This window comes from Scleromatobacter humisilvae (assembly GCF_023231945.1).
GTDB lineage: Bacteria > Pseudomonadota > Gammaproteobacteria > Burkholderiales > Burkholderiaceae_C > Scleromatobacter > Scleromatobacter humisilvae.
Genome location: NZ_JAJLJH010000007.1, coordinates 113,931 through 131,860 on the forward strand (window position 1 = coordinate 113,931; position 17,930 = coordinate 131,860).

18 protein-coding genes are annotated in these 17,930 nt (G+C 72.3%); 12 read left to right on the top strand and 6 right to left on the bottom strand.

Going from position 1 to position 17,930, the window contains the following annotated elements; all coding sequences use genetic code 11:
* The 5 genes from LPC04_RS20590 to LPC04_RS20610 all read left to right on the top strand — a co-directional run bounded on the left by LPC04_RS20590 (position 1) and on the right by LPC04_RS20610 (position 5,315).
* Positions 1 to 1,194, top strand: a complete 1,194-nt coding sequence (locus LPC04_RS20590; protein WP_275684160.1) for an acyl-CoA dehydrogenase family protein — start codon at positions 1 to 3, stop codon at positions 1,192 to 1,194.
* Entirely contained in the window at positions 1,191 to 2,834 is a 1,644-nt protein-coding gene (locus LPC04_RS20595; protein WP_275684161.1) for an AMP-binding protein, read from the top strand. The genes LPC04_RS20590 and LPC04_RS20595 overlap by 4 nt, the downstream gene beginning before the upstream one ends.
* A 28-nt stretch (positions 2,835 to 2,862) precedes the next feature.
* Positions 2,863 to 3,267, top strand: a complete 405-nt coding sequence (locus LPC04_RS20600; RefSeq protein ID WP_275684162.1) for a RidA family protein — start codon at positions 2,863 to 2,865, stop codon at positions 3,265 to 3,267.
* 144 nt (positions 3,268 to 3,411) lie between these two features.
* Complete coding sequence (locus LPC04_RS20605; protein WP_275684163.1) at positions 3,412 to 4,851, top strand: hypothetical protein; 1,440 nt, start codon at positions 3,412 to 3,414, stop codon at positions 4,849 to 4,851.
* Complete coding sequence (locus tag LPC04_RS20610; protein ID WP_275684164.1) at positions 4,851 to 5,315, top strand: hypothetical protein; 465 nt, start codon at positions 4,851 to 4,853, stop codon at positions 5,313 to 5,315. Before LPC04_RS20605 ends, LPC04_RS20610 begins: the two co-directional genes overlap by 1 nt.
* 31 nt (positions 5,316 to 5,346) lie before the next feature.
* Here the strand turns inward: LPC04_RS20610 and LPC04_RS20615 are convergent, their stop codons facing one another.
* The 5 genes from LPC04_RS20615 to LPC04_RS20635 form a co-directional block, all read right to left on the bottom strand.
* Positions 5,347 to 5,898 carry a DUF3455 domain-containing protein gene (locus tag LPC04_RS20615; RefSeq protein WP_275684165.1) on the bottom strand — a complete coding sequence of 184 codons (552 nt, stop codon included), beginning with the start codon at positions 5,896 to 5,898 and terminating at the stop codon, positions 5,347 to 5,349.
* Between the two features lie 22 nt (positions 5,899 to 5,920).
* Positions 5,921 to 6,763 (bottom strand): general secretion pathway protein GspB, encoded by an 843-nt coding sequence (locus LPC04_RS20620; RefSeq protein ID WP_275684166.1) that lies wholly within the window; start codon positions 6,761 to 6,763, stop codon positions 5,921 to 5,923.
* A gap of 6 nt (positions 6,764 to 6,769) precedes the next feature.
* The gene (locus LPC04_RS20625; protein ID WP_275684167.1) at positions 6,770 to 8,494 is read right to left on the bottom strand and encodes an ExeA family protein; all 1,725 of its coding nucleotides are present in this window, start codon (positions 8,492 to 8,494) and stop codon (positions 6,770 to 6,772) included.
* A gap of 111 nt (positions 8,495 to 8,605) precedes the next feature.
* Positions 8,606 to 8,827, bottom strand: coding sequence for an addiction module protein (locus LPC04_RS20630; RefSeq protein ID WP_275684168.1), 222 nt, complete (start codon positions 8,825 to 8,827; stop codon positions 8,606 to 8,608).
* A 102-nt stretch (positions 8,828 to 8,929) separates the two neighbouring features.
* Positions 8,930 to 11,194 carry a methyl-accepting chemotaxis protein gene (locus LPC04_RS20635; protein ID WP_275684169.1) on the bottom strand — a complete coding sequence of 755 codons (2,265 nt, stop codon included), beginning with the start codon at positions 11,192 to 11,194 and terminating at the stop codon, positions 8,930 to 8,932.
* Between the two features lie 230 nt (positions 11,195 to 11,424).
* On the opposite strand from LPC04_RS20635, the gene LPC04_RS20640 reads away from it, so the two are divergent.
* The 7 genes from LPC04_RS20640 (at position 11,425) to LPC04_RS20670 (ending at position 17,547) form a co-directional block, all read left to right on the top strand.
* A complete protein-coding gene (locus LPC04_RS20640) occupies positions 11,425 to 12,051 on the top strand; it encodes a DUF4337 domain-containing protein (RefSeq protein WP_275684170.1) in 627 nt (208 codons plus the stop codon).
* A gap of 70 nt (positions 12,052 to 12,121) precedes the next feature.
* The gene (locus tag LPC04_RS20645; RefSeq protein ID WP_275684171.1) at positions 12,122 to 13,003 is read left to right on the top strand and encodes a fumarylacetoacetate hydrolase family protein; all 882 of its coding nucleotides are present in this window, start codon (positions 12,122 to 12,124) and stop codon (positions 13,001 to 13,003) included.
* A gap of 12 nt (positions 13,004 to 13,015) precedes the next feature.
* Complete coding sequence (locus LPC04_RS20650; RefSeq protein WP_275684172.1) at positions 13,016 to 13,363, top strand: hypothetical protein; 348 nt, start codon at positions 13,016 to 13,018, stop codon at positions 13,361 to 13,363.
* Positions 13,364 to 13,445: 82 nt separating this feature from the next.
* Complete coding sequence (locus LPC04_RS20655; RefSeq protein ID WP_275684173.1) at positions 13,446 to 14,840, top strand: TolC family protein; 1,395 nt, start codon at positions 13,446 to 13,448, stop codon at positions 14,838 to 14,840.
* On the top strand, positions 14,837 to 16,246 hold the full coding sequence (locus LPC04_RS20660; RefSeq protein ID WP_275684174.1) for a multicopper oxidase family protein: 1,410 nt from the start codon (positions 14,837 to 14,839) through the stop codon (positions 16,244 to 16,246). Before LPC04_RS20655 ends, LPC04_RS20660 begins: the two co-directional genes overlap by 4 nt.
* Positions 16,247 to 16,281: 35 nt before the next feature.
* Positions 16,282 to 16,644, top strand: coding sequence for a copper resistance CopC family protein (locus tag LPC04_RS20665; RefSeq protein WP_275684175.1), 363 nt, complete (start codon positions 16,282 to 16,284; stop codon positions 16,642 to 16,644).
* A 9-nt stretch (positions 16,645 to 16,653) separates the two neighbouring features.
* Positions 16,654 to 17,547: a CopD family protein gene (locus LPC04_RS20670; protein ID WP_275684176.1), complete on the top strand. Its 894-nt coding sequence runs from the start codon at positions 16,654 to 16,656 to the stop codon at positions 17,545 to 17,547.
* Here LPC04_RS20670 and LPC04_RS20675 read toward each other — a convergent pair whose 3' ends face one another.
* A complete protein-coding gene (locus LPC04_RS20675; RefSeq protein WP_275684177.1) occupies positions 17,548 to 17,847 on the bottom strand; it encodes an H-NS family nucleoid-associated regulatory protein in 300 nt (99 codons plus the stop codon).
* Between the last annotated feature and the right edge of the window lie 83 nt (positions 17,848 to 17,930).

Below are 17,930 nucleotides of genomic sequence, written 5' to 3' on the forward strand. Positions count from 1 at the left end.
ATGAGCGCCATCGCCGAAGCCCTGGAGTGGCCGTTCTTCGATGACGGCCACCGCGACCTGCACGCGCGACTGGCCGCGGACCTCGCCGCCGGCGGCTTCCCGCACGAGCTGTCGCCGCAGGCGTCGCGCGACGAGGTCGATGCCCACTGCCGCGCCTGGGTTCGCGCGCTGGGCGAACGCGGGTGGCTCAGGCTCGCGGTCGGCGGCACGGCCCATGGCGGCGCGAGCGACGCGCTGGACACGCGCACGCTGTGCATCCTGCGCGAGACGCTCGCCGCGCACGACGGCCTGGCCGACTTCGCGTTCGCGATGCAGGGCCTGGGCAGCGGCGCGATCACGCTGGACGGCACGCCCGAACTGAAGCAGCACTACCTGCCGAGCGTGGCCCGCGGCGAGGCGATCGCGGCCTTCGCGCTGTCGGAGCCCGAGGCCGGCTCGGACGTCGCGGCGATGTCGACCACCGCGCGCCGCGATGGCGCCCACTGGGTGCTGGACGGCGAGAAGACGTGGATCTCGAACGGCGGCATCGCCGACTTCTACGTCGTGTTCGCGCGCCAGGTCGAGCCTGGCTCGGTGCCCGAGGCGCGCGGCACGAAGTCCATCGCCGCGTTCGTCGTCGACGCCGACGCGCCGGGCCTGCGCATCGCCGAGCGCCTCGACGTGATGGCGCCGCACCCGCTGGCACGCCTCGCGTTCGAGGGCTGCCGCATCCCCGCGTCGCACTGCCTGGCCGAGGCCGGCGCCGGCTTCAAGCTGGCGATGCGCACGCTGGACGTGTTCCGCACCTCGGTGGCCGCCGCCGCGCTCGGCTTCGCGCGCCGCGCCCTGGCCGAAGGCCTCGCGCGCGCGACGACGCGCTCGATGTTCGGCCAGAAGCTCGTCGACCTGCAACTGACGCAGGCGAAGCTGGCGGACATGGCGCTGACCGTCGACGCCGCCGCGCTGCTCACCTACCGCGCCGCCTGGCGCCGCGACCAGGGCCACGTCGTCACGCGCGAGGCCGCGATGGCCAAGCTCGCGGCCACCGAGGGCGCGCAGCGCGTCATCGACGCCGCGCTTCAGCTGTGGGGCGGCGCGGGCGTGCAGAGCGGCCAGGTCGTCGAGCGCCTGTACCGCGACATCCGCGCGCTGCGCATCTACGAAGGCGCGAGCGAGGTGCAACAACTCATCATCGCCCGGGAGCTGCTGAAGTGACCATCCCTTCGCGCGGCCGCACGGCCCATGTCGACACCTTCACGCGCGACCACCTGCCGCCGCTCGCGCAGCAGCCGGTCTACCTGTTCGACCTCCCCGAGCTGCAGTTCCCGCCGCAGCTCAACTGCGCGGTCGAACTGCTGGACAAGGCGATCGACCGCGGCTGGGGCGAGCGTCCCTGCATCCTCGGCCCGGACCTGCGCTGGACTTACGCCGAGCTGCAGCGCAAGGCCGACGCGATCGCGCACGTGCTGGCCGACGAGATGGGCGTGCGGCCCGGCCAGCGCGTGCTGCTGCGCGCGCCCAACAACGCGATGCTGGCGGCATGCTGGTTCGGCGTGATGAAGACCGGCGCGGTGGCCGTGGCGACGATGCCGCTGCTGCGCGCGAAGGAGTTGAAGCAGGTCGTGGCGAAGGCGCAGGTCACGCACGCGCTGTGCGACCTGTCGCTCGCCGAGGAACTGCAGCTGGCGCAGCCGCACTGTCCGACGCTGACGCAGGTTCGCCTGTTCAACGACGCGTCGCCGGACGGCCTCGAGGCCGCGATGGCGCGTCACACGCGGCCATTCATGGCGGTCGACACCGCGGCCGACGACACCTGCCTGCTCGCCTTCACGTCCGGCACCACCGGCGAGCCGAAGGCGACGATGCACTTCCACCAGGACGTGATGGCGATCTGCCTGTGCTGGCCGAAGCACGTGCTGCGCGCCAACGCCGACGACGTCTTCATCGGCAGCCCGCCGCTGGGCTTCACGTTCGGGCTCGGCGGGCTGCTGCTGTTTCCGCTGTCCATCGGCGCGAGCACGGTGCTGCTGGAGAAGGCGACGCCGCCGGTGCTGCTCGAGGCAATCCCGCAATACCGGGCCACCGTCCTGTTCACGGCGCCCACGACGTACCGCGCGATCGCCGAGCAGGCGCGCGAGCGCAGGCTGTCGGTCGCGCTCGGCGGCACGCTGCGCAAGTGCGTGTCGGCCGGCGAGGCGCTGCCCGCGGCCACGCGCGTGCAATGGAAGGACGCGACGGGCATCGAGGCGATCGACGGCATCGGCTCCACCGAGATGCTGCACATCTTCATCTCGGCCGACGAGACGCACGCGCGCGCCGGCGCCACCGGCACGCCGGTGCCCGGCTACCAGGCCTGCATCCTCGACCCCGACGGCCACCCGCTGCCGCGCGGCGCCGTCGGGCGGCTGGCGGTGCGCGGCCCGACCGGCTGCCGCTACCTCGACGACCCGCGCCAGGCGCAGTACGTGCACGACGGCTGGAACGTCACGGGCGATGCCTATTGCGTCGACGAGGACGGCTACTACCGCTACCAGGCGCGCACCGACGACATGATCATCTCGGCCGGCTACAACATCGCCGCGCCCGAAGTCGAGACCGTGCTGCTGGAACACGCGGCCGTCGCCGAGTGCGCGGTCATCGGCGTGCCCGACGACGAGCGCGGCCAGATCGTCAAGGCCTTCGTCGTGCTGCGCGCCGGCCACGCGCCCGACGCGGCCACCGTCAATCTGCTGCAGGACTACGTCAAGCGCGCGGTGGCGCCGTACAAGTACCCGCGGGCGATCGAGTTCGTCGCCGACCTGCCGCGCACGGCCACCGGCAAGCTGCAGCGCTTCCGCCTGAAGACGGCGCCATGATGGCCGACAACGAAACAGGGAGCCCGCAATGAAGTCCGTCCTCCAACCCGAAGGCTGGCCGCGCCCGCGCGGCTACGCGAATGGCGTTTCCGCCCAGGGCCGCCAGGTGTTCGTGGCCGGCATGGTCGGCTGGAACGCCGCGTCCGAGTTCGACAGCGACGACCTGGTCGACCAGGTGCGCCAGGCGCTGGCCAACGTCAAGGCCGTGCTGGCCGAGGCGGGCGCGCGACCCGAGCACATGGTGCGCATGACCTGGTACGTCGTCGACCGCGCCGACTACCTCGCGCGCGGCCGCGACATCGGCGCCGCCTACCGCGAGGTGATGGGCCAGCACTACGACGTCGCGATGAGCGCGGTCGAGGTCAGCGCGCTGATGGAGGCGCGCGCGAAGGTCGAGATCGAGGTGACGGCGGTGGTGCCGCAGGCGCTTTGACGCGCCGTCGACATCGCGGGCGGTAGGCGGCACGAGCTGGAAAGTCCCCCTGGGAGCGCTCCCAGGTAGGAATCGACCCAGGATGCCACGGCGCGCGCCGAGTGGCATCGTCGCAGCTGGCAACCACCACACAGGGAGTCCAGCATGACGCTCACCGTCGACCAGGCCGCCGGCAAGATCCACCAGCTCGTCGGCGACGAGGGCTTCCTCGGCACGAGCCGCAACGACAACATGCAGTCAGTGCGCAAGCTGCTCGGGCAGTTCGGCCCCGCCGACGAGGACAAGATCGTCGCCAAGCTGAGCGACGCCGACCTGAAGAAGCTCGCCGGCAACGTCAACCACGGCGGCATCTTCGGCGCCCAGGGCCTGGATGGCGGCGAGAAGAAGGATCTGTTCAACGGCCTCGCACGAGGTCTCGACGGCAAGCAGCTGGGTCGCGTCGCGGCAGCGTTCTCCGACCGCTCGGACGTCACGGCCCTCGGCGACTCCGTCGCCAGCTTCGCATCGTCGCAGGCCAAGATCGATTTTGTGAAGTCGCTGGCACCGGCCGCCACCAGCGGCGACACGAAGTTCGACACGAGCTGGGGCACGTCCTCGATCCAGACCGGCGACAAGGAGGCCATCGCGATCTCCCACGTGCTGTCCAGCATGAAGAACGACCCGGCCGGCTTCGCGACCGCGGTGAAGTCGCTCGACGCCGATCAGTTGCAGGCCGTCGTCAAGGCGGGCGAGGGGCAGACTGTCATCACCACGTCCTCGATGACGGACGGCGGCCTCGGCGCGGCCAGCGCGACGACGACGTCCACCTTCGACACCGCGGGCCTGCAGTCGCTCCTCGGCGCGGCGTCGGCGTGCAACGACCCGATCGCCAAGGCGCGCGTGTTCGAAGCGGGCACGAAGGCGCTCGACGACATCCACGGCGCCGACACCCTGCTCACGCCCAGCCCCGGCGCGAAGGACTCAGCGAAGGCGGTCGCGGGCGGCCTCACGAAGCTGATGAACTCCGACACGCGCGGCATCGTGAACCGCCTGGACACCGACGACCCGTTCGGCCATGCGCTCACGACCTACCTGAAGCAGCAACTCGGCGACGACCCCAAGGCGAGCAACCCGGCGATCGGGCGGCAGGTCGCGATGCTGCAGGGCGCAGGCACCGGCAAGACCGCCGACCAGTTCTACAACACGGCCGAAGTCGGCTCCAACGGCGACCACTTCTACCGCAACGCGCAGAACCTCGGCTACTATGCCGGCGCCATGCAAGCTGCGATCGGAAAGCTCAAGGCCGATGCGAAGACCCAGGGGGACATCCTCTCGAACGTCTTCAGCACCGCCATTTCCGTGGGCACCGCTGCGATGCCGGGGCTGTCGGTGGCCGCCAAGGTCGGCGCGCAGGCCTTCAGCGGACTGACCAAGGAAGCGGTGCGCGAGATCGTCGGTGGCGTCTCCGCCGACGACGGCAGCCTGTCGAACGCGCTGATGGACCTGGCCGTGCCGCACGCGCCCGGCCAGCTCGACCGCACGCGCGGCCCGGCCGATCCGTTCTTCCTGAGCGCATCCAACGCGGTGTCGGGAGCCAACCCCTGATGCGTCGCGCGGCGGCGTGCTCGTTCCTGCTGCTCGCGCTCGCGGCGTGCGCGCGCGGCGACACGCCCGCGCTGCGCGGCATCGCCCCCGCGGGCGCCGAGCGCCTCGAGGAGCGCGGCAGCTGGGACGTCGCCGTCTCCCAGATCAGCATCGGGCTGGTCGCCGACCTGCGCCGCCAGCCGCACGACGACATCGACAGCCAGCGCTGGAAGATGCCGGCGAGCGTCGGCTTCGATCAGGCCTGCGCCGACCTGCAGCGCGCGCTGGGTGCCAGCTGGCGGCCGCTCGAGCCGGCGAGGCTGCCGCAGCGCGGCGTCGACGCACGCCGCTGCGGCTGGCGCGAGCCGGCGCTGTTCGGACACGACCGCGTCTTCGTGCTGGCCTGGGACGAAGTCCCGGTGCGACTCGCGGCGAACGCCGATCCGGTGCGCCTGGCGGTGACCGTCTTCACGCGCGGCGACTGACCGGCTGGTCGTCCGCCGGCGACTCCTGCGCTCAGGACGCCGGCGCGTACTGCGCGTACTGCGCCGCGTAGGGCACGCGCTCCTGCTTGCCGATCGTCGCGGTGCCGCAACCCGTCTCGGGCGCCACGCCGCCCACCGTCGCCACGCGCTGGATCGCGGTGACCTTGGCGAACAGGCCCGGCGTGCCGGTGCTGTGCGTCTCCAGCATCAGCCACGGGATGGCGTGCGGGTTGGGCGCGTCGGCCTTGGCCTTGACCGCGCCAACCACCTTGCTGCCGTCGTTCGCCTCCCAGGTGGGGCCGGCGTAGTGATGGCCCAGCAGCGTGCCGTTCGAGTCCTTCAGCGTGGCCTCCGGCGCGACGAACACCCACGCCGGGAAGCTCGCGTCGGCCGTCTTGCGGCATTCGTAGATCTGGACGCCGTCGGCCCACAGCGTGCGCACCAGCACCTGCTTGCCGGGCACGTCCAGGCTGCCGGGAATCACCACCGTGGGCGGCGTCGGCTTCGGGGCGGAAGCGGCACAGGCGGCCAGCAGCGCGGCGGCGGCGAACGGGGCGAGGCGGAAGGCGCGGGTCATCATCATGCGGGGCTCTTTCGGGAAGGGATCAGAACGAGATCTCGTAGCGCTGGCCACGGAAGTTCAGGACGGCGGACTTGAGGCGGATCTGCTCGAGCACGGTGTCGGCCGCGGGCTTGTCGCCCTCGTGGAAGACCTGGCCGTTGAGGATCACCATGCGCGCGGACGGCGTCTCGGAGTAGATCGCGCCGCCGACCGCCAGGTGCGGCAACTGCGCGCGAACGTCGGGCGGCAGCGTGTTGATGTTGGCGACCGCTGTGTTCTTCGCGGCGGCCGGCGCGGGGTCGACGGCGGCGCCGTAGTGCTCCACCGGCGGCTGAGTGGGCATCGGCGAAGTCGTTGGCGCGACGGCCGACTGGCGCTGGTCGGCGCGCGGCTGCAGTGTGGCGACGCGGCCGGCGGCGGCGCGCTCGGCCAGTGTGTCGCGCGCGTCACGCGTCTGCGCGCGCGCCGTGGCCGGCGGCGGATAGGCCGCGGGCGGTCGCACGTCGGCCGCGGGCGGCGCGGGATTGCCTCGGCCCAACGGCGGCTCGATCGGACGCGCGCCCGGATCGATCGCGCCCGGCTGCGCCGGCGCGAGTTCGCCTTGTGCCGGCTGCACGGGCGCGTTGTCGCGCGACGCCAGCGCCATCTCGGGCGCCGGCATCAGGCGCGCATCGGGCGCCGGCTTCGCGTTCCAGGGCGCCCACAGCAGCACCGCCACGCCGCCTGCCAGCAGCACGCCGGCGATGCCCGCGGCCCAGGCCAGCGGCGCGTAGTTGCGCGCGGCCGGTTCGGCGTCGGCGGGCACGCCCTGCGCGTGCAGGCCCGGCACCACGCCGCGGGAGCGCTCGGCATCGGCTCGTCGAAGCGCATCGAGGATGTAGGACATGCGCGATTACTTTCGTTGGGCAAGGGCAGGCGACGAGGCCGCTGACACCGCGGGCGGCGTGCCGGCGAGCCAGGGTTCGGCGACGCCGCTGGCGCGGTTGATCTGCATCAGCGTCGTCGGGCCGGCGACGCCGTCGGGCGTCAGGCCCTGCGCCTGCTGGAACGCGGCGACGCGTGCGCGCAGCGCGTTGTCGAAGACGTGGTCGGGCGCCGGCGCCGAGGCGCCCTGCTGTTCGGCAAGCTGCGCGCCCACGGCGTCGACGAGCGCGCCCTGCGAGCCCATCGACAGCGGCACCGAATAGCCGGGCGGCACGCGCCAGAACGTGATGAAGTCGCCGCGCCACGCGGTGGTCAGCAGCGACAGCGGCACCTGCAGCGGCGCCTTGCCCACCACCAGCGTGGCGTCGTCGTGGCCCAGGCCGGCCAGGACGACGTAGACCTGGCGATCCTGGCCGTCGCGCAGCGCGAGCACGCTGGGACGCGCCAGCAGGCGCAGCAGCGCGAGGCCGCCGTGCGCGCGGAAGCAGCGCACCTCCTGCTCCGCGGCGAGCGCGCACGGGTCGCCGTCGCCCAGCTGCAGCGCCCACTCGGGCGCGAGCGTGCGCAGCGCGTCGTGCTCGTCGTGCGGCGCGCGCGCGAGCAGCGCCTCGAGGTCCTCGATGGAGCGCAGGCGCGGCGTCACCGCGGCGGCGGCGGAGGCCGTCGGCAACGTCGAGGCCACGGCCGTCGGCGGCTTCGGATGCGCGGCGGATGCGGCGCTGGCCGCCGACGCCGCCACGCGTGCCGGGGCCTTGTCGTGGCTGCCCCACTGCACCGCGGCCATCGCCGCCGCGGCGCCCACCAGCACGCCGCCGGCCACGGCCAGCGGCCACCAGCGCGCCCGCGTGGATTTCGGCTTCTCGCCGCCGGGGCCGAACACTTCCAGCGCGGCCTTGTCGACGATCGCACGGTCGACGCGCGCCTTGCCCGACGCGTACGCGCCCAGCAGCGTGCGGTCGCACAGCAGGTTGATGCGACGCGGCACGCCGCGCGTGAGCTGGTGGATGCGGCGCAACGCGGCGCCGTCGAACGGCAGCGCCGCCTTCAGGCCGGCCACCGCGAGGCGGTGCGCGATGTACTGCGCAGTCTCCTTCTCGGACAGCGCATCGAGGTGGTAGCGCGCGATCACCCGCTGCGCGAGCTGCTCGAGCTCGGGGCGCGCCAGCATGCCGCGCAGCTCCGGCTGGCCGATCAGCACGATCTGCAGCAGCTTGCGCTCGCTGGTCTCGAGGTTGGTCAGCAGCCGCAACTGCTCCAGCACGTCGGACGACAGGTTCTGCGCCTCGTCGATGATCAGCACGTTGTTCTGGCCGACCGCGTGCGTGCGAAGCAGGTATTCGTTCAGGCCGTCGACGTAGTCCTTGACCGTCGGCGGCGTGCCGGCCGCCGTCAACGCCGGAAACTTGATGCCGAACTCGTGGCACACGGTGGTCAGCAACTCCAGCGCCGACAGCTTCGGATTGAAGATGTAGGCAACGTTGCAGCGTGCCGGGATCTGTTCGAGGAAGCAGCGGCAAACGGTCGTCTTGCCCGCGCCGATCTCGCCCGTGAGCAGCACGAAGCCGCCGCCGCCCTGCACGCCGTACAACAGATGCGCCAGCGCCTCCCGATGGCGCTCGCTCATGAAGAGGTAGCGCGGATCGGGCGCGATCGAGAAGGGCTTCTGCTTGAGGCCGAAGAAGGGCACGTACATGGGGCGCAAGCATACTTCGGCGCGGTGAAGCTGCCGCGCAGGCGCGGTGCAGGCTTTCCCCACGGGGGCTCAGGGACCGATCGAGGCGCGCCATCCCGGCGCGGCGGTGGCTCAGCGGTGGCCTGGCTCCGCCTCGGACAGCGCCGGCTCGGCGACCGCCGACGGCGCACCGACATCAAGCGCGGCGATCCGGCGTTCGATCTCGGCGAACCAGGCCTCGTCCATGTCGCGGTCGCCGTAGACGCTCGCCAGCAAGCGATCCGCCAGCCGCACGCGGTCGTCGCGCGACAGCTTCATCGCTTCGGCTTCGAGGTCGGTCAGGGGCAGGGACATGGCAGGCATCCGGGCAGTCGGTCCCACAAGACTAGCGCCGGAGCGGGCGCAGCGCGAAACGCCGATGCCCGCATTCCGGCAGGAATTGGCACGCCGCGTGAATCAGTTCGAGGTGCGGAACCGACCGACCGCCTCGACCAGCCGCGACGACTGGTCGCTCAGCGACGTCGCCGCCGCCGAGGCCTCTTCCACCAGCGCCGCGTTCTGCGACGTCATCTGGTCGATCTGGTTGACGGCGTTGTTGACCTCGCCGATGCCGCCGGTCTGCTGTTGCGTGGCCTCGACGATGCGCGCCATCAGCGAGCTCACCGAGCGCACCGACTCGACGACCTGCGAGATCGTGCGGCCGGCGTCGTCGACGCGGTGGGCGCCGGTCTCGACGTCCTCGGTGGACTTCTGGATCAGCTGGCGGATGTCGCGCGCGGCCTCGCTGCTGCGCTGCGCCAGCGTGCGTACCTCGCTCGCCACCACCGCGAAGCCGCGGCCCTGCTCGCCCGCGCGGGCGGCCTCGACCGCCGCGTTCAGCGCGAGGATGTTGGTCTGGAACGCAATCGAGTCGATCACGCCGATGATCTCGCCGATGCGCTTGCTCGAGGCCGTGATGCCGCCCATGGTCTCGATGACCTCGTGCACCTTGTTGCCGCCCTCGGCGGCCAGCGCGGCCGCCTCCTGGGCGATGCGGTTGGCCTCGCGCGCCGATTCGGCGTTGGCCATCGTCGACGAATGCAGCTGCTGGATCGAGCTGGCCGATTGCTGGATCGAGCTGGCCTGGCTCTCGGTGCGCGACGACAGGTCGGCATTGCCGGTGGCGATCTCCTGCGCGGCCGTCTTGACTTCCGAGCTGGCCTGCTTGACCTCCTGGATGATGCCGCGCAGCGACTCGGTGAAGTCGTTGAACGCGCGGGCGATCTGGCCGACCTCGTCGTTGTGGGCAACCGCGATGCGCGTGGTCAGGTCGCCGCTGCCGCTGGCCACGCTGACCATCGCGTTGCGCACCTTGCGCAGCGGCTCGAACCAGCTGCGCAGCACGGTCGTGAAGATCAGGCCGGCCACGATCACGATCAACAGCGCCGCGCCGCCGATCGACGTCATCAGCGTGCCGAGGCCCGCCATCGCGGCCGACTTGTCGTACGCGACGGCGAGGCGCCAGTCGGTGCCGGGGATCGCCTCGGCGCGCACCAGCATGTCGCGCGTGCCGTCGTTGGCCTCGACGATCGCGTTGTCGGGCGCGGATGCCACCGCCGCCATGCCCGGCTGGGCCTCGCCCAGCGTCTTCAGCGAAAGATCGGCGTTGGGGTGGATCAGCACGCGGCCCTGCTTGTCGAGCACGAACGTGTACGAGTTCTCGCTGGGCTTGACGGCGTTGACCATCCTGGCGACTTCGTCCAGCGGCTTGTTGGCGCCGATCACGCCCAGCAGCTTGCCGTCGACATTGACGGGGATCGCGAAGGTGACGGTCATCTCGTTGGACGACGCGTTGCGATAGGGCTCCGTGACGACGGGCTTGCCGCTCGCGGCCGCGGCCTTGTACCAGGGACGGCTGGTCGGATCGTAGCCATCGGGCATCTTCTGCTGCGGCACCTGCACGAAGCGCTTGTCGGCGTCGTAGCCCATGTAGACGGTGCGGAAGCCACCGCTGGCCAGCGCTTGCGCGAGCGCGGTGCGCAGGGCCTGGTCGTCGGCCGCGGGCGCCGGCGCGGAGGCCGCGTCGGACGGCGCCGGGGCGGCTTCGGCGGCGGGCGCGGGTGCGGGCGTCGGCGTGGGCGCGGCCTTCGCAACGGCCTCGACCTTGGCGGGTGCCGGCGCGGCCGGCTTCTTGTTGATGGCGGCCATCGCGGCGGCGGCCGCAGCGGCGGCGCCCCCGTTGGCGGCCGGGGCAGGCGCGGCGGCGGGCGCCGGTGCCGGCGCGGGCGCCGCGTGGGTCAGGGCAGCCATCGCGGCCATCGCCGCGGCGGCGGCGGCGTCGGGCTTGGGATCGTCCTTGGCGGGGCCGGCGCGGGTGGGTGTCTTCATCGCGAGGCTGATGACGTCGGCGCCACGCGTCGCCGGCGTCGCGGCCGGGAAGCGACGCTTCTTGGCGAAGCCCGCGTGCGTGGCCTCGCCCATCGCCTTGGTGATTGCATCGGGTGCGGCCGCCGCGGTCACGCTGGCGCCGGTGCGCAGATTGGCGGCCACCCATTCGCCGATGCGCATCGAGGCGGCGTCGCCGACGACGGCCAGCTTCTCCTGCGCCTGCGCCTGCAGCGACTGGCGCGCGAGCAGCGTCGCGACCGTGCCGAGCACGCCCGCGCTGACGAGGACGGCCACGACGCCGGTGACGGCGAGGCGGTTGACGAGGCTGACGGGCGGGGTCTGCGGAGAATGCATGGGGCGGACTTTCGGCGTGATGGACGAGCGTGCGCGGACGGGCACGTCGAGTCGGGATATCTTGATTCCCAGTTCCGCCGGCCAAGCGCGGAAAAGAGCCCGATTTCCCGCGATTCCTGGCTCAGCCGCGCGAAACGGCCCGAAATGGGCCGATGTGGCGCGCCCGCCGCCACGACGGCCGGGCTTGGTGTCAAATCGCCGCTTTGGTTCCCGCCCCACGCGCACCGCCCATGGACCTCGATCCCCTCGAAATGGTCGCCGAGCCCTCCGGCTTCGGCGACGACGACCCCACGCCGCCGGCGGAGCACAGGAAGCGCGCCCGCCTGAACGCCGCGGTCGCGATCACCGTCGCCCTGCTGGCCACGTTCATGGGCATCTGCAAGATCAAGGACGACAACATCTGCCAGGCGATGCAGCAGGCCCAGGCCGACAAGATCGACCACTGGGGCTACTACCAGGCTCGCAACCTGCGTCAGGAAGTCGCCGAGGCCCAGGCCACGCAGCTGCGGCTGCAGCAACCCTCGGCGCCCACCGCGGCGCAGGAGGGCTATGCGCAGGCCATCGCGAAGTACGACGCGATGGCCAAGGATCAGGCGCAGAAGAAGCAGGACGTGATGGCGCAGGCCAACGCCGACCAGAAGAACTACGACGCGCTGAACTACCGCGACGACCAGTTCGACCTGTCGGACGCGCTGCTGGCGATCGCGATCTCGATGCTGGCCGTCTCGTCGCTGACGCAGCTGCTGTGGCTGTACCTGCTGAGCCTGGTGCCGGCCGGATTCGGCGTGCTGATGGGCGTGGCGGGGCTGGTCGGACTGCACATCCATCCGGACAGGCTGTCGGCGCTGCTGAGCTGATGGACAAGACCGCGAGGCCTGCGGGCAAAGCTTGCGATGGCATCATCGTCGCAAGCTCCAAAGGACTCGCATGAAACTGTTTCGCTACGGCCCGCGGGGCCACGAACGGCCCGGACTGGTCGACCCCGACGGCGCGCTGCGGGACCTGAGCGCGCAGATCGGCGACATCTGCGCCGCCGATCTCGCGCCGTCGCGGCTGGATCGCCTGCGCTCGATCGAGATCGACACGCTGCCCGTCATCGCGCCGGGCACGCGGCTGTCCGTGCCCTGGCATGGCATGTCCAAGTTCGTCTGCGTCGGCCTCAACTACAAGGATCATGCGGCCGAAGCGAAGATGGCGCTGCCCACGGAGCCCATCCTGTTCATGAAGACGGCCAACGCCCTGACCGGGCCGAACGACCCGGTCGTGCTGCCGCGGGATTCCGTCAAGGGCGACTGGGAGGTCGAGCTGGGCGTCGTGATCGGCACCCGCGCGCGCTACGTGTCGGAGGCCGACGCGCTGTCGCACGTGGCGGGCTACTGCGTCGTCAACGACGTCTCCGAGCGCGCCTTCCAGCTGGAGCGCGGCGGCACCTGGGACAAGGGCAAGTGCTGCGACACCTTCGGCCCGGTCGGCCCGTGGCTGGTCACGGCCGACGAGGTGCCCGACCCGCAGAAGCTGGGGCTGTGGCTCGAGGTCGGTGGCGAGCGCATGCAGGACGGCAGGACATCCGACATGGTGTTCGGCGTCGCGCAGCTGGTGAGCTACGTCAGCCGCTTCATGACGCTGGAGCCGGGCGACCTCATCGCCACCGGCACGCCGGCGGGCGTCGGCATGGGCCGCGGCCGCTTCCTCAAGCCGGGCGACACGATGCGGCTGGGCATCACGGGGCTGGGCGAGCAGTCGACCACGGTGCACGCGTGGGACGCGGCGTTGATCGACCACGCCCACGGTGCCCACGCGGCGCATTGATAGACTGGCGCCATGCGACGTTTCCTGCGGCTGTTGACGCTCTGGCTGATCGCGCTGGCGCTGCCCATCCAGGGCGCGGCGGCGGCGGCCGCCATGCCGGGCCACGCAAACGCGCCGCACACGATGACGATGCCCGATGGCACGACGATGGACGCGGCCGACATGCCGTGCCACGCCCACGCCATCGACAAGGCCGGCTGCGGCGCGTGCTGCGGGCCGATCGTCACGCAGCAGGCGATGCTCGCGGTCGCGCCCGTCGCCACGCGCTGGGCCGTCGTCCATCGCGACGCGGCCGACGCCGCCTCGCCGCTGTTCCTCACCGGCGGCACCGAGCGGCCGCCCCGATTCTTCCTCGCCTGACCGACGCGACCGCGTCGCGCGCCCGCGCGTGACGCGAGCGCCCGCGCCTTCGCGCGCGGGCCGCTTCCAGGACGAGGATCCCATGACATCGACAAGACCCATTGCCCGCGTGGCGCTGGCCACCGCCGCGCTCGCGCTCGCCGGCTGTGCCGCGACGAAGATCGACGACAACATCGCCGCAGCACATGCCGAAGTGACCGCCCGCGGCGGCCCCGACTTCGCGTGGCTCACGACCGACGCCGCACAAGCCCAGGCCCGCGACGACGTCGCCCACGCGTTGACCCGGCCGCTGTCCGAAGACGCCGCCGTGCGCATCGCGCTGTCGCACAGCCCCGCGCTGCAGGCGCTGCTGTTCGACCGCGCCGCGGCATCGGCCGACGCCACGCAGTCGGCGCGGCTGCCCAACCCGGTGTTCGCGTTCGAGCGCCTTGCCAGCGGCGGCTCGCCGAACCAGATCGAGCTGACGCGCGCGCTGAGCGTGTCCTTGCTCGACGTGCTGCTGCTGCCGGCGCGCGCCGCCCGGGCCGACGATGCGCAGCGGCGCCTGCGGCTGCAGCTGGCCGTCGACGTGCTGCGCGCGGCCGACGCGGCGCGCCGGGCCTGGGTCGACGCCGTCGCCGCGGACGAGGCCATGCGCTACGCCGAACAGGTGGGCGACACCGCGCAGGCCGCGGGCGAGCTCGCGCGCCGAATGGAGTCGGCGGGCAACTTCAGCGCGCTGCAACGCGCCCGCGAAGAGGCCTTCCTCGGGAGCGCGCTGGTCGATCTCGCGCAGGCCCGGCGCGCGCAACGCGGCGCGCGCGAGACGCTCGTGCGCGCGCTGGGGCTGGATTCGAACGAGGCCGCCGCGCTCAGGCTGCCCGAGCACCTGCCGGATCTGCCGGCGGCGCTGCCGTCCGGCGACGCGGCGGATCAAGCGGCGCTCAATGGCCGCCTCGACCTGCGCCTCGCGCGAGCGCGTCTCGACGAACTCGCCCATGCGCAAGGCCTGGCCCGCGTCGCCGGCACGGTCAACGGCCTGGACGTCGGCGCCGAGCGCCGCGAGCGGACCGGCCTGCCGCGCGAGCACGGCCTCACGCTGTCGGTGCCGCTGCCGCTGTTCGACACCGGCGACGCGGGCCGCGCCGCCGCGAACGCACGCTACGACGCGGCGCTCGCGCGCGCGTCGGCGCTCGCCGTCGCCGCGGCCTCGCAACTGCGCGCGGCCGACGCCGAGCGGCGCGACGCCCACGCGCTCGCGCTGCAGTTCCGCGACCGCCTCGTGCCGCTGCAAGCCACCATCGTCGGCGAGAACCTGCTGCGCTACAACGGCATGCTCGCGAGCACCTTCGACCTGCTCGCCGACGCGCGCGAGCAGGCCCGCGTCGTGCAGCAGGCGATCGCCGCGCAGCGCGACTTCTGGCTGGCCGACGCCGCGTTCCAGGCCGCGGCGCTGGGCCTGTCCGACACCCCCATCGACATCGCGGAGGCGCGATGACTGCCGCCAACCGCCGCGGCTTCCTGCTGCGCTCCGCCGGCGTCACGCTGGCCGCCACCGCCGTCTCGCGCGCCGCGCTCGCCGGCCTGCCCGAGCTCGCGTCGCACGACTCCGCCGACACCGCCCCGCCGCTCGCGCCGGCCAGCGGACCGCACTACAACCCGGTCGTCACGCTCAACGGCTGGACGCTGCCCTGGCGCATGAACGGCGGCGTGAAGGAATTCCACCTCGTCGCCGAGCCCGTCGTGCGCGAGATGGCGCCCGGCTTCACCGCGCACCTGTGGGGCTACAACGGCCAGTCGCCGGGGCCGACGATCGAGGTCGTCGAAGGCGACAAGGTGCGCCTGTTCGTCACGAACCGGCTGCCCGAGCGCACCGGCATGCACTGGCACGGCCAGCGCCTGCCCAATGGCATGGACGGGGTCACCGGCCTCACGCAGGCCGCCATCGAGCCGGGCAAAACCTTCGTCTACGAGTTCGTCGCGCGCCGGCCCGGCACGTTCATGTACCACCCGCATGCCGACGAGATGGTGCAGATGGCCATGGGCATGATGGGCTTCTGGGTGACGCATCCCCGTCTTCACGATTCCTCGCCGCATCCGGCCATCGCGCAAGTCGATCGCGACTACGTCTTCCTGCTCAACTCGTACGACGTCACGCCCGGCGCCAGCGTGCCCAAGACGTCGACGATGACCGACTTCAACCTGTGGTCGTGGAACAGCCGCATCTTCCCGGGCATCGCGCCGCTGGTCGCGCGCCAGCACGAGCGCGTGCGCATCCGCGTGGGCAATCTCTCGATGACCAACCACCCGATCCACCTGCATGGCCACGAGATGCAGGTCACCGGCACCGACGGCGGCCCGACGCCGCCGGCCTCGCGCTGGCCCGAGGTGACGGTGGACATCGCGGTCGGCCAGATGCGGCAGATGGAGTTCGTCGCCGATGCCGAGGGCGACTGGTCGTTGCACTGCCACAAGGCGCACCACACGATGAACGCGATGGGCCACGACCTGCCCAACATGATCGGCGTCGACCAGCGCGACGTCGTCGACCGCATCCGCGCGCTGGTGCCCGGCTACATGGCCATGGGCGGCAACGGCATGGGCGACATGTCCGGCATGGCGATGATGCCGCGTCCGCCCAACACCGCGCCGATGATGGGCGGCGACGGCCCGTTCGGGTCGCTCGAGATGGGCGGCATGTTCAGCGTCGTCAAGGTGCGGCGCGACCAGCCGGCCGGCGACTACCGCGACCCGGGCTGGTTCCAGCATCCGCCGGGCACGTCGGCCTACGAGTGGACGGGCGAACCGCCGCCTGCCGCGTCGCATGCCGCCCACAATCCCGTGAATGATGTCGAGGTGCATGCGAAGAAGCCGGACATGGGCGGCATGCCCATGGAACACTGATGCCGGATCGACAACGACTGCTTCCAGGAGCCTTCATGAACACCCCGCTGCGCCTCGCGCTCGCGACCCTCGCCGCCACGCTCAGCCCGCTCGCCTCCGCGCACGCCACGATGGTCGACTCGTTTCCCGCCAAGGGCCAGGTGCTGACGGCCTCGCCGTCGGAGATCCACATCACGTTCAACGAGCACGTCGAGGCGCGCTACTGCCGCATCAAGCTGCGCAGCGGCGACGGCAAGAACTTCGATGCCGATCGCCCCGCCGCGGACAAGACCAACCCGAACGCGATCATCGCGGCGGTGCCGGTGCTCAAGCCCGGCACCTACCGCACCGTGTGGACGGCCGTGGGCAGCGACGGCCACAAGACGCACGGCGACTTCTCGTTCACGATCTCCAGATAGGCGCCGCGCATGGATGACGCGACGCTCGCCGCGCTGCGCACGGCCGCGAGCGCGCTTTTCGACATCGGCTTCGCCGCGATGGCCGGTGCGCTGGCGACGCCCGCGCTGCTGCGCGACGCGTCGTCGGCCTGGGCCACGCGCTGCTCGTGGCGTTGCCGCACGCTGTTCGCCGCGGGCGGCACGGTGGCCCTGGCGGCCAGCCTGGCCTGGATGTGGGTCGAGGCGATCTCGATGGCCGAGTCGCCGCCGCTGGCGGCCCTGATGGACATCGGCGGCATCGTAGCCGGCACCGGCTTCGGCCGCGCCTGGGCCGTCGCCACGGTCGGACTGGCGGCCAGCCTCGCGTTGACAAGCGCGTGTCGCTTGCGGGCGATGCCGTTGCGCACGCTGGCGCTGGTGCTGGTCGTCGTGGCCGTGGCGCATGCGAGCGCGGGGCACGCCGGCGCCAACGGCATCGGCTGGCTCGTGCCGGCGACGACGGTGCACCTGCTGGCCACCGGCCTGTGGGCCGGCAGCGTCTTCGCCGCGGCGCTGGTGGTGCTGCGCGGGCGGCCCGACGCGATCGACGTGGTTCGCCACGCCCGGGGCCTGTCGTCGACGGCCACCGCGGCGCTCGCGGGCGTCGCGGCCACTGGCGTCGCCATCGCCTGGCACGGCCTCGACGGCTCGGCCGCCGCGCTGGCGCCGGCGAGCGGGTCGTCCTGGGGCTTCGCGCTCGACGTGAAGCTCGCGCTCGTCGCAATCGCCGCGGCGCTCGGCGCCTTCAATCGATTCGCGGTGATGCCGGCGCTGCCCGCGTCGTGGCCGCGCTTCGCGCACGTTCTGCGCGTCGAGGCCGGGGTGCTGCTGGCCGCGCTCGTGGCGGCCGCGGTGCTGGCCAACGGCGAGCCGCCGGTGGTCTGATCAGGCCGCGTCGTCGCCCGCCGGCTGCGTCACGGCGCGCTTGAGTTCGTCGACGGTATAGCCCTGCTTCAGCAAGGCGTCGCGCAGCCAGGCCGGGTGTTCGCCCTGGCCGTCCCAGGTCTCGCCGCTGACCGGATGGCGATAGCGGATCGGCAGCGCGCCGGGCGCCGGCGCCGGCGGGGCCGGCGGCAGCGGGCCGCGCAGTTCCTGCGGGCTGATGTTCCAGAATTCGACGAGCTTGCGCACGGTGCGCAGCGCCGCGAGCTTCTCGGGGGGATAGTCGTCGTCGTCGAGTTTCATCGGCCGGAGGCTGCAAGCCCTGGAATGCGGCGACCCGGCTTCGCGCGCAGCGCGGCCGGTCGCCGAGAGGCAATGGTAGCGCC

Bases quoted from the DNA above. Each gene is read 5' to 3' on its own strand.
- LPC04_RS20590 (WP_275684160.1), top strand. From the start codon at position 1: ATGAGCGCCATCGCCGAAGCCCTGGAGTGGCCGTTCTTCGATGACGGC.
- LPC04_RS20600 (WP_275684162.1), top strand. From the start codon at position 2,863: ATGAAGTCCGTCCTCCAACCCGAAGGCTGGCCGCGCCCGCGCGGCTAC.
- LPC04_RS20605 (WP_275684163.1), top strand. From the start codon at position 3,412: ATGACGCTCACCGTCGACCAGGCCGCCGGCAAGATCCACCAGCTCGTC.
- LPC04_RS20610 (WP_275684164.1), top strand. From the start codon at position 4,851: ATGCGTCGCGCGGCGGCGTGCTCGTTCCTGCTGCTCGCGCTCGCGGCG.
- LPC04_RS20615 (WP_275684165.1), bottom strand. From the start codon at position 5,898: ATGATGATGACCCGCGCCTTCCGCCTCGCCCCGTTCGCCGCCGCCGCG.
- LPC04_RS20620 (WP_275684166.1), bottom strand. From the start codon at position 6,763: ATGTCCTACATCCTCGATGCGCTTCGACGAGCCGATGCCGAGCGCTCC.
- LPC04_RS20625 (WP_275684167.1), bottom strand. From the start codon at position 8,494: ATGTACGTGCCCTTCTTCGGCCTCAAGCAGAAGCCCTTCTCGATCGCG.
- LPC04_RS20630 (WP_275684168.1), bottom strand. From the start codon at position 8,827: ATGTCCCTGCCCCTGACCGACCTCGAAGCCGAAGCGATGAAGCTGTCG.
- LPC04_RS20635 (WP_275684169.1), bottom strand. From the start codon at position 11,194: ATGCATTCTCCGCAGACCCCGCCCGTCAGCCTCGTCAACCGCCTCGCC.
- LPC04_RS20640 (WP_275684170.1), top strand. From the start codon at position 11,425: ATGGACCTCGATCCCCTCGAAATGGTCGCCGAGCCCTCCGGCTTCGGC.
- LPC04_RS20645 (WP_275684171.1), top strand. From the start codon at position 12,122: ATGAAACTGTTTCGCTACGGCCCGCGGGGCCACGAACGGCCCGGACTG.
- LPC04_RS20650 (WP_275684172.1), top strand. From the start codon at position 13,016: ATGCGACGTTTCCTGCGGCTGTTGACGCTCTGGCTGATCGCGCTGGCG.
- LPC04_RS20655 (WP_275684173.1), top strand. From the start codon at position 13,446: ATGACATCGACAAGACCCATTGCCCGCGTGGCGCTGGCCACCGCCGCG.
- LPC04_RS20660 (WP_275684174.1), top strand. From the start codon at position 14,837: ATGACTGCCGCCAACCGCCGCGGCTTCCTGCTGCGCTCCGCCGGCGTC.
- LPC04_RS20665 (WP_275684175.1), top strand. From the start codon at position 16,282: ATGAACACCCCGCTGCGCCTCGCGCTCGCGACCCTCGCCGCCACGCTC.
- LPC04_RS20670 (WP_275684176.1), top strand. From the start codon at position 16,654: ATGGATGACGCGACGCTCGCCGCGCTGCGCACGGCCGCGAGCGCGCTT.
- LPC04_RS20675 (WP_275684177.1), bottom strand. From the start codon at position 17,847: ATGAAACTCGACGACGACGACTATCCCCCCGAGAAGCTCGCGGCGCTG.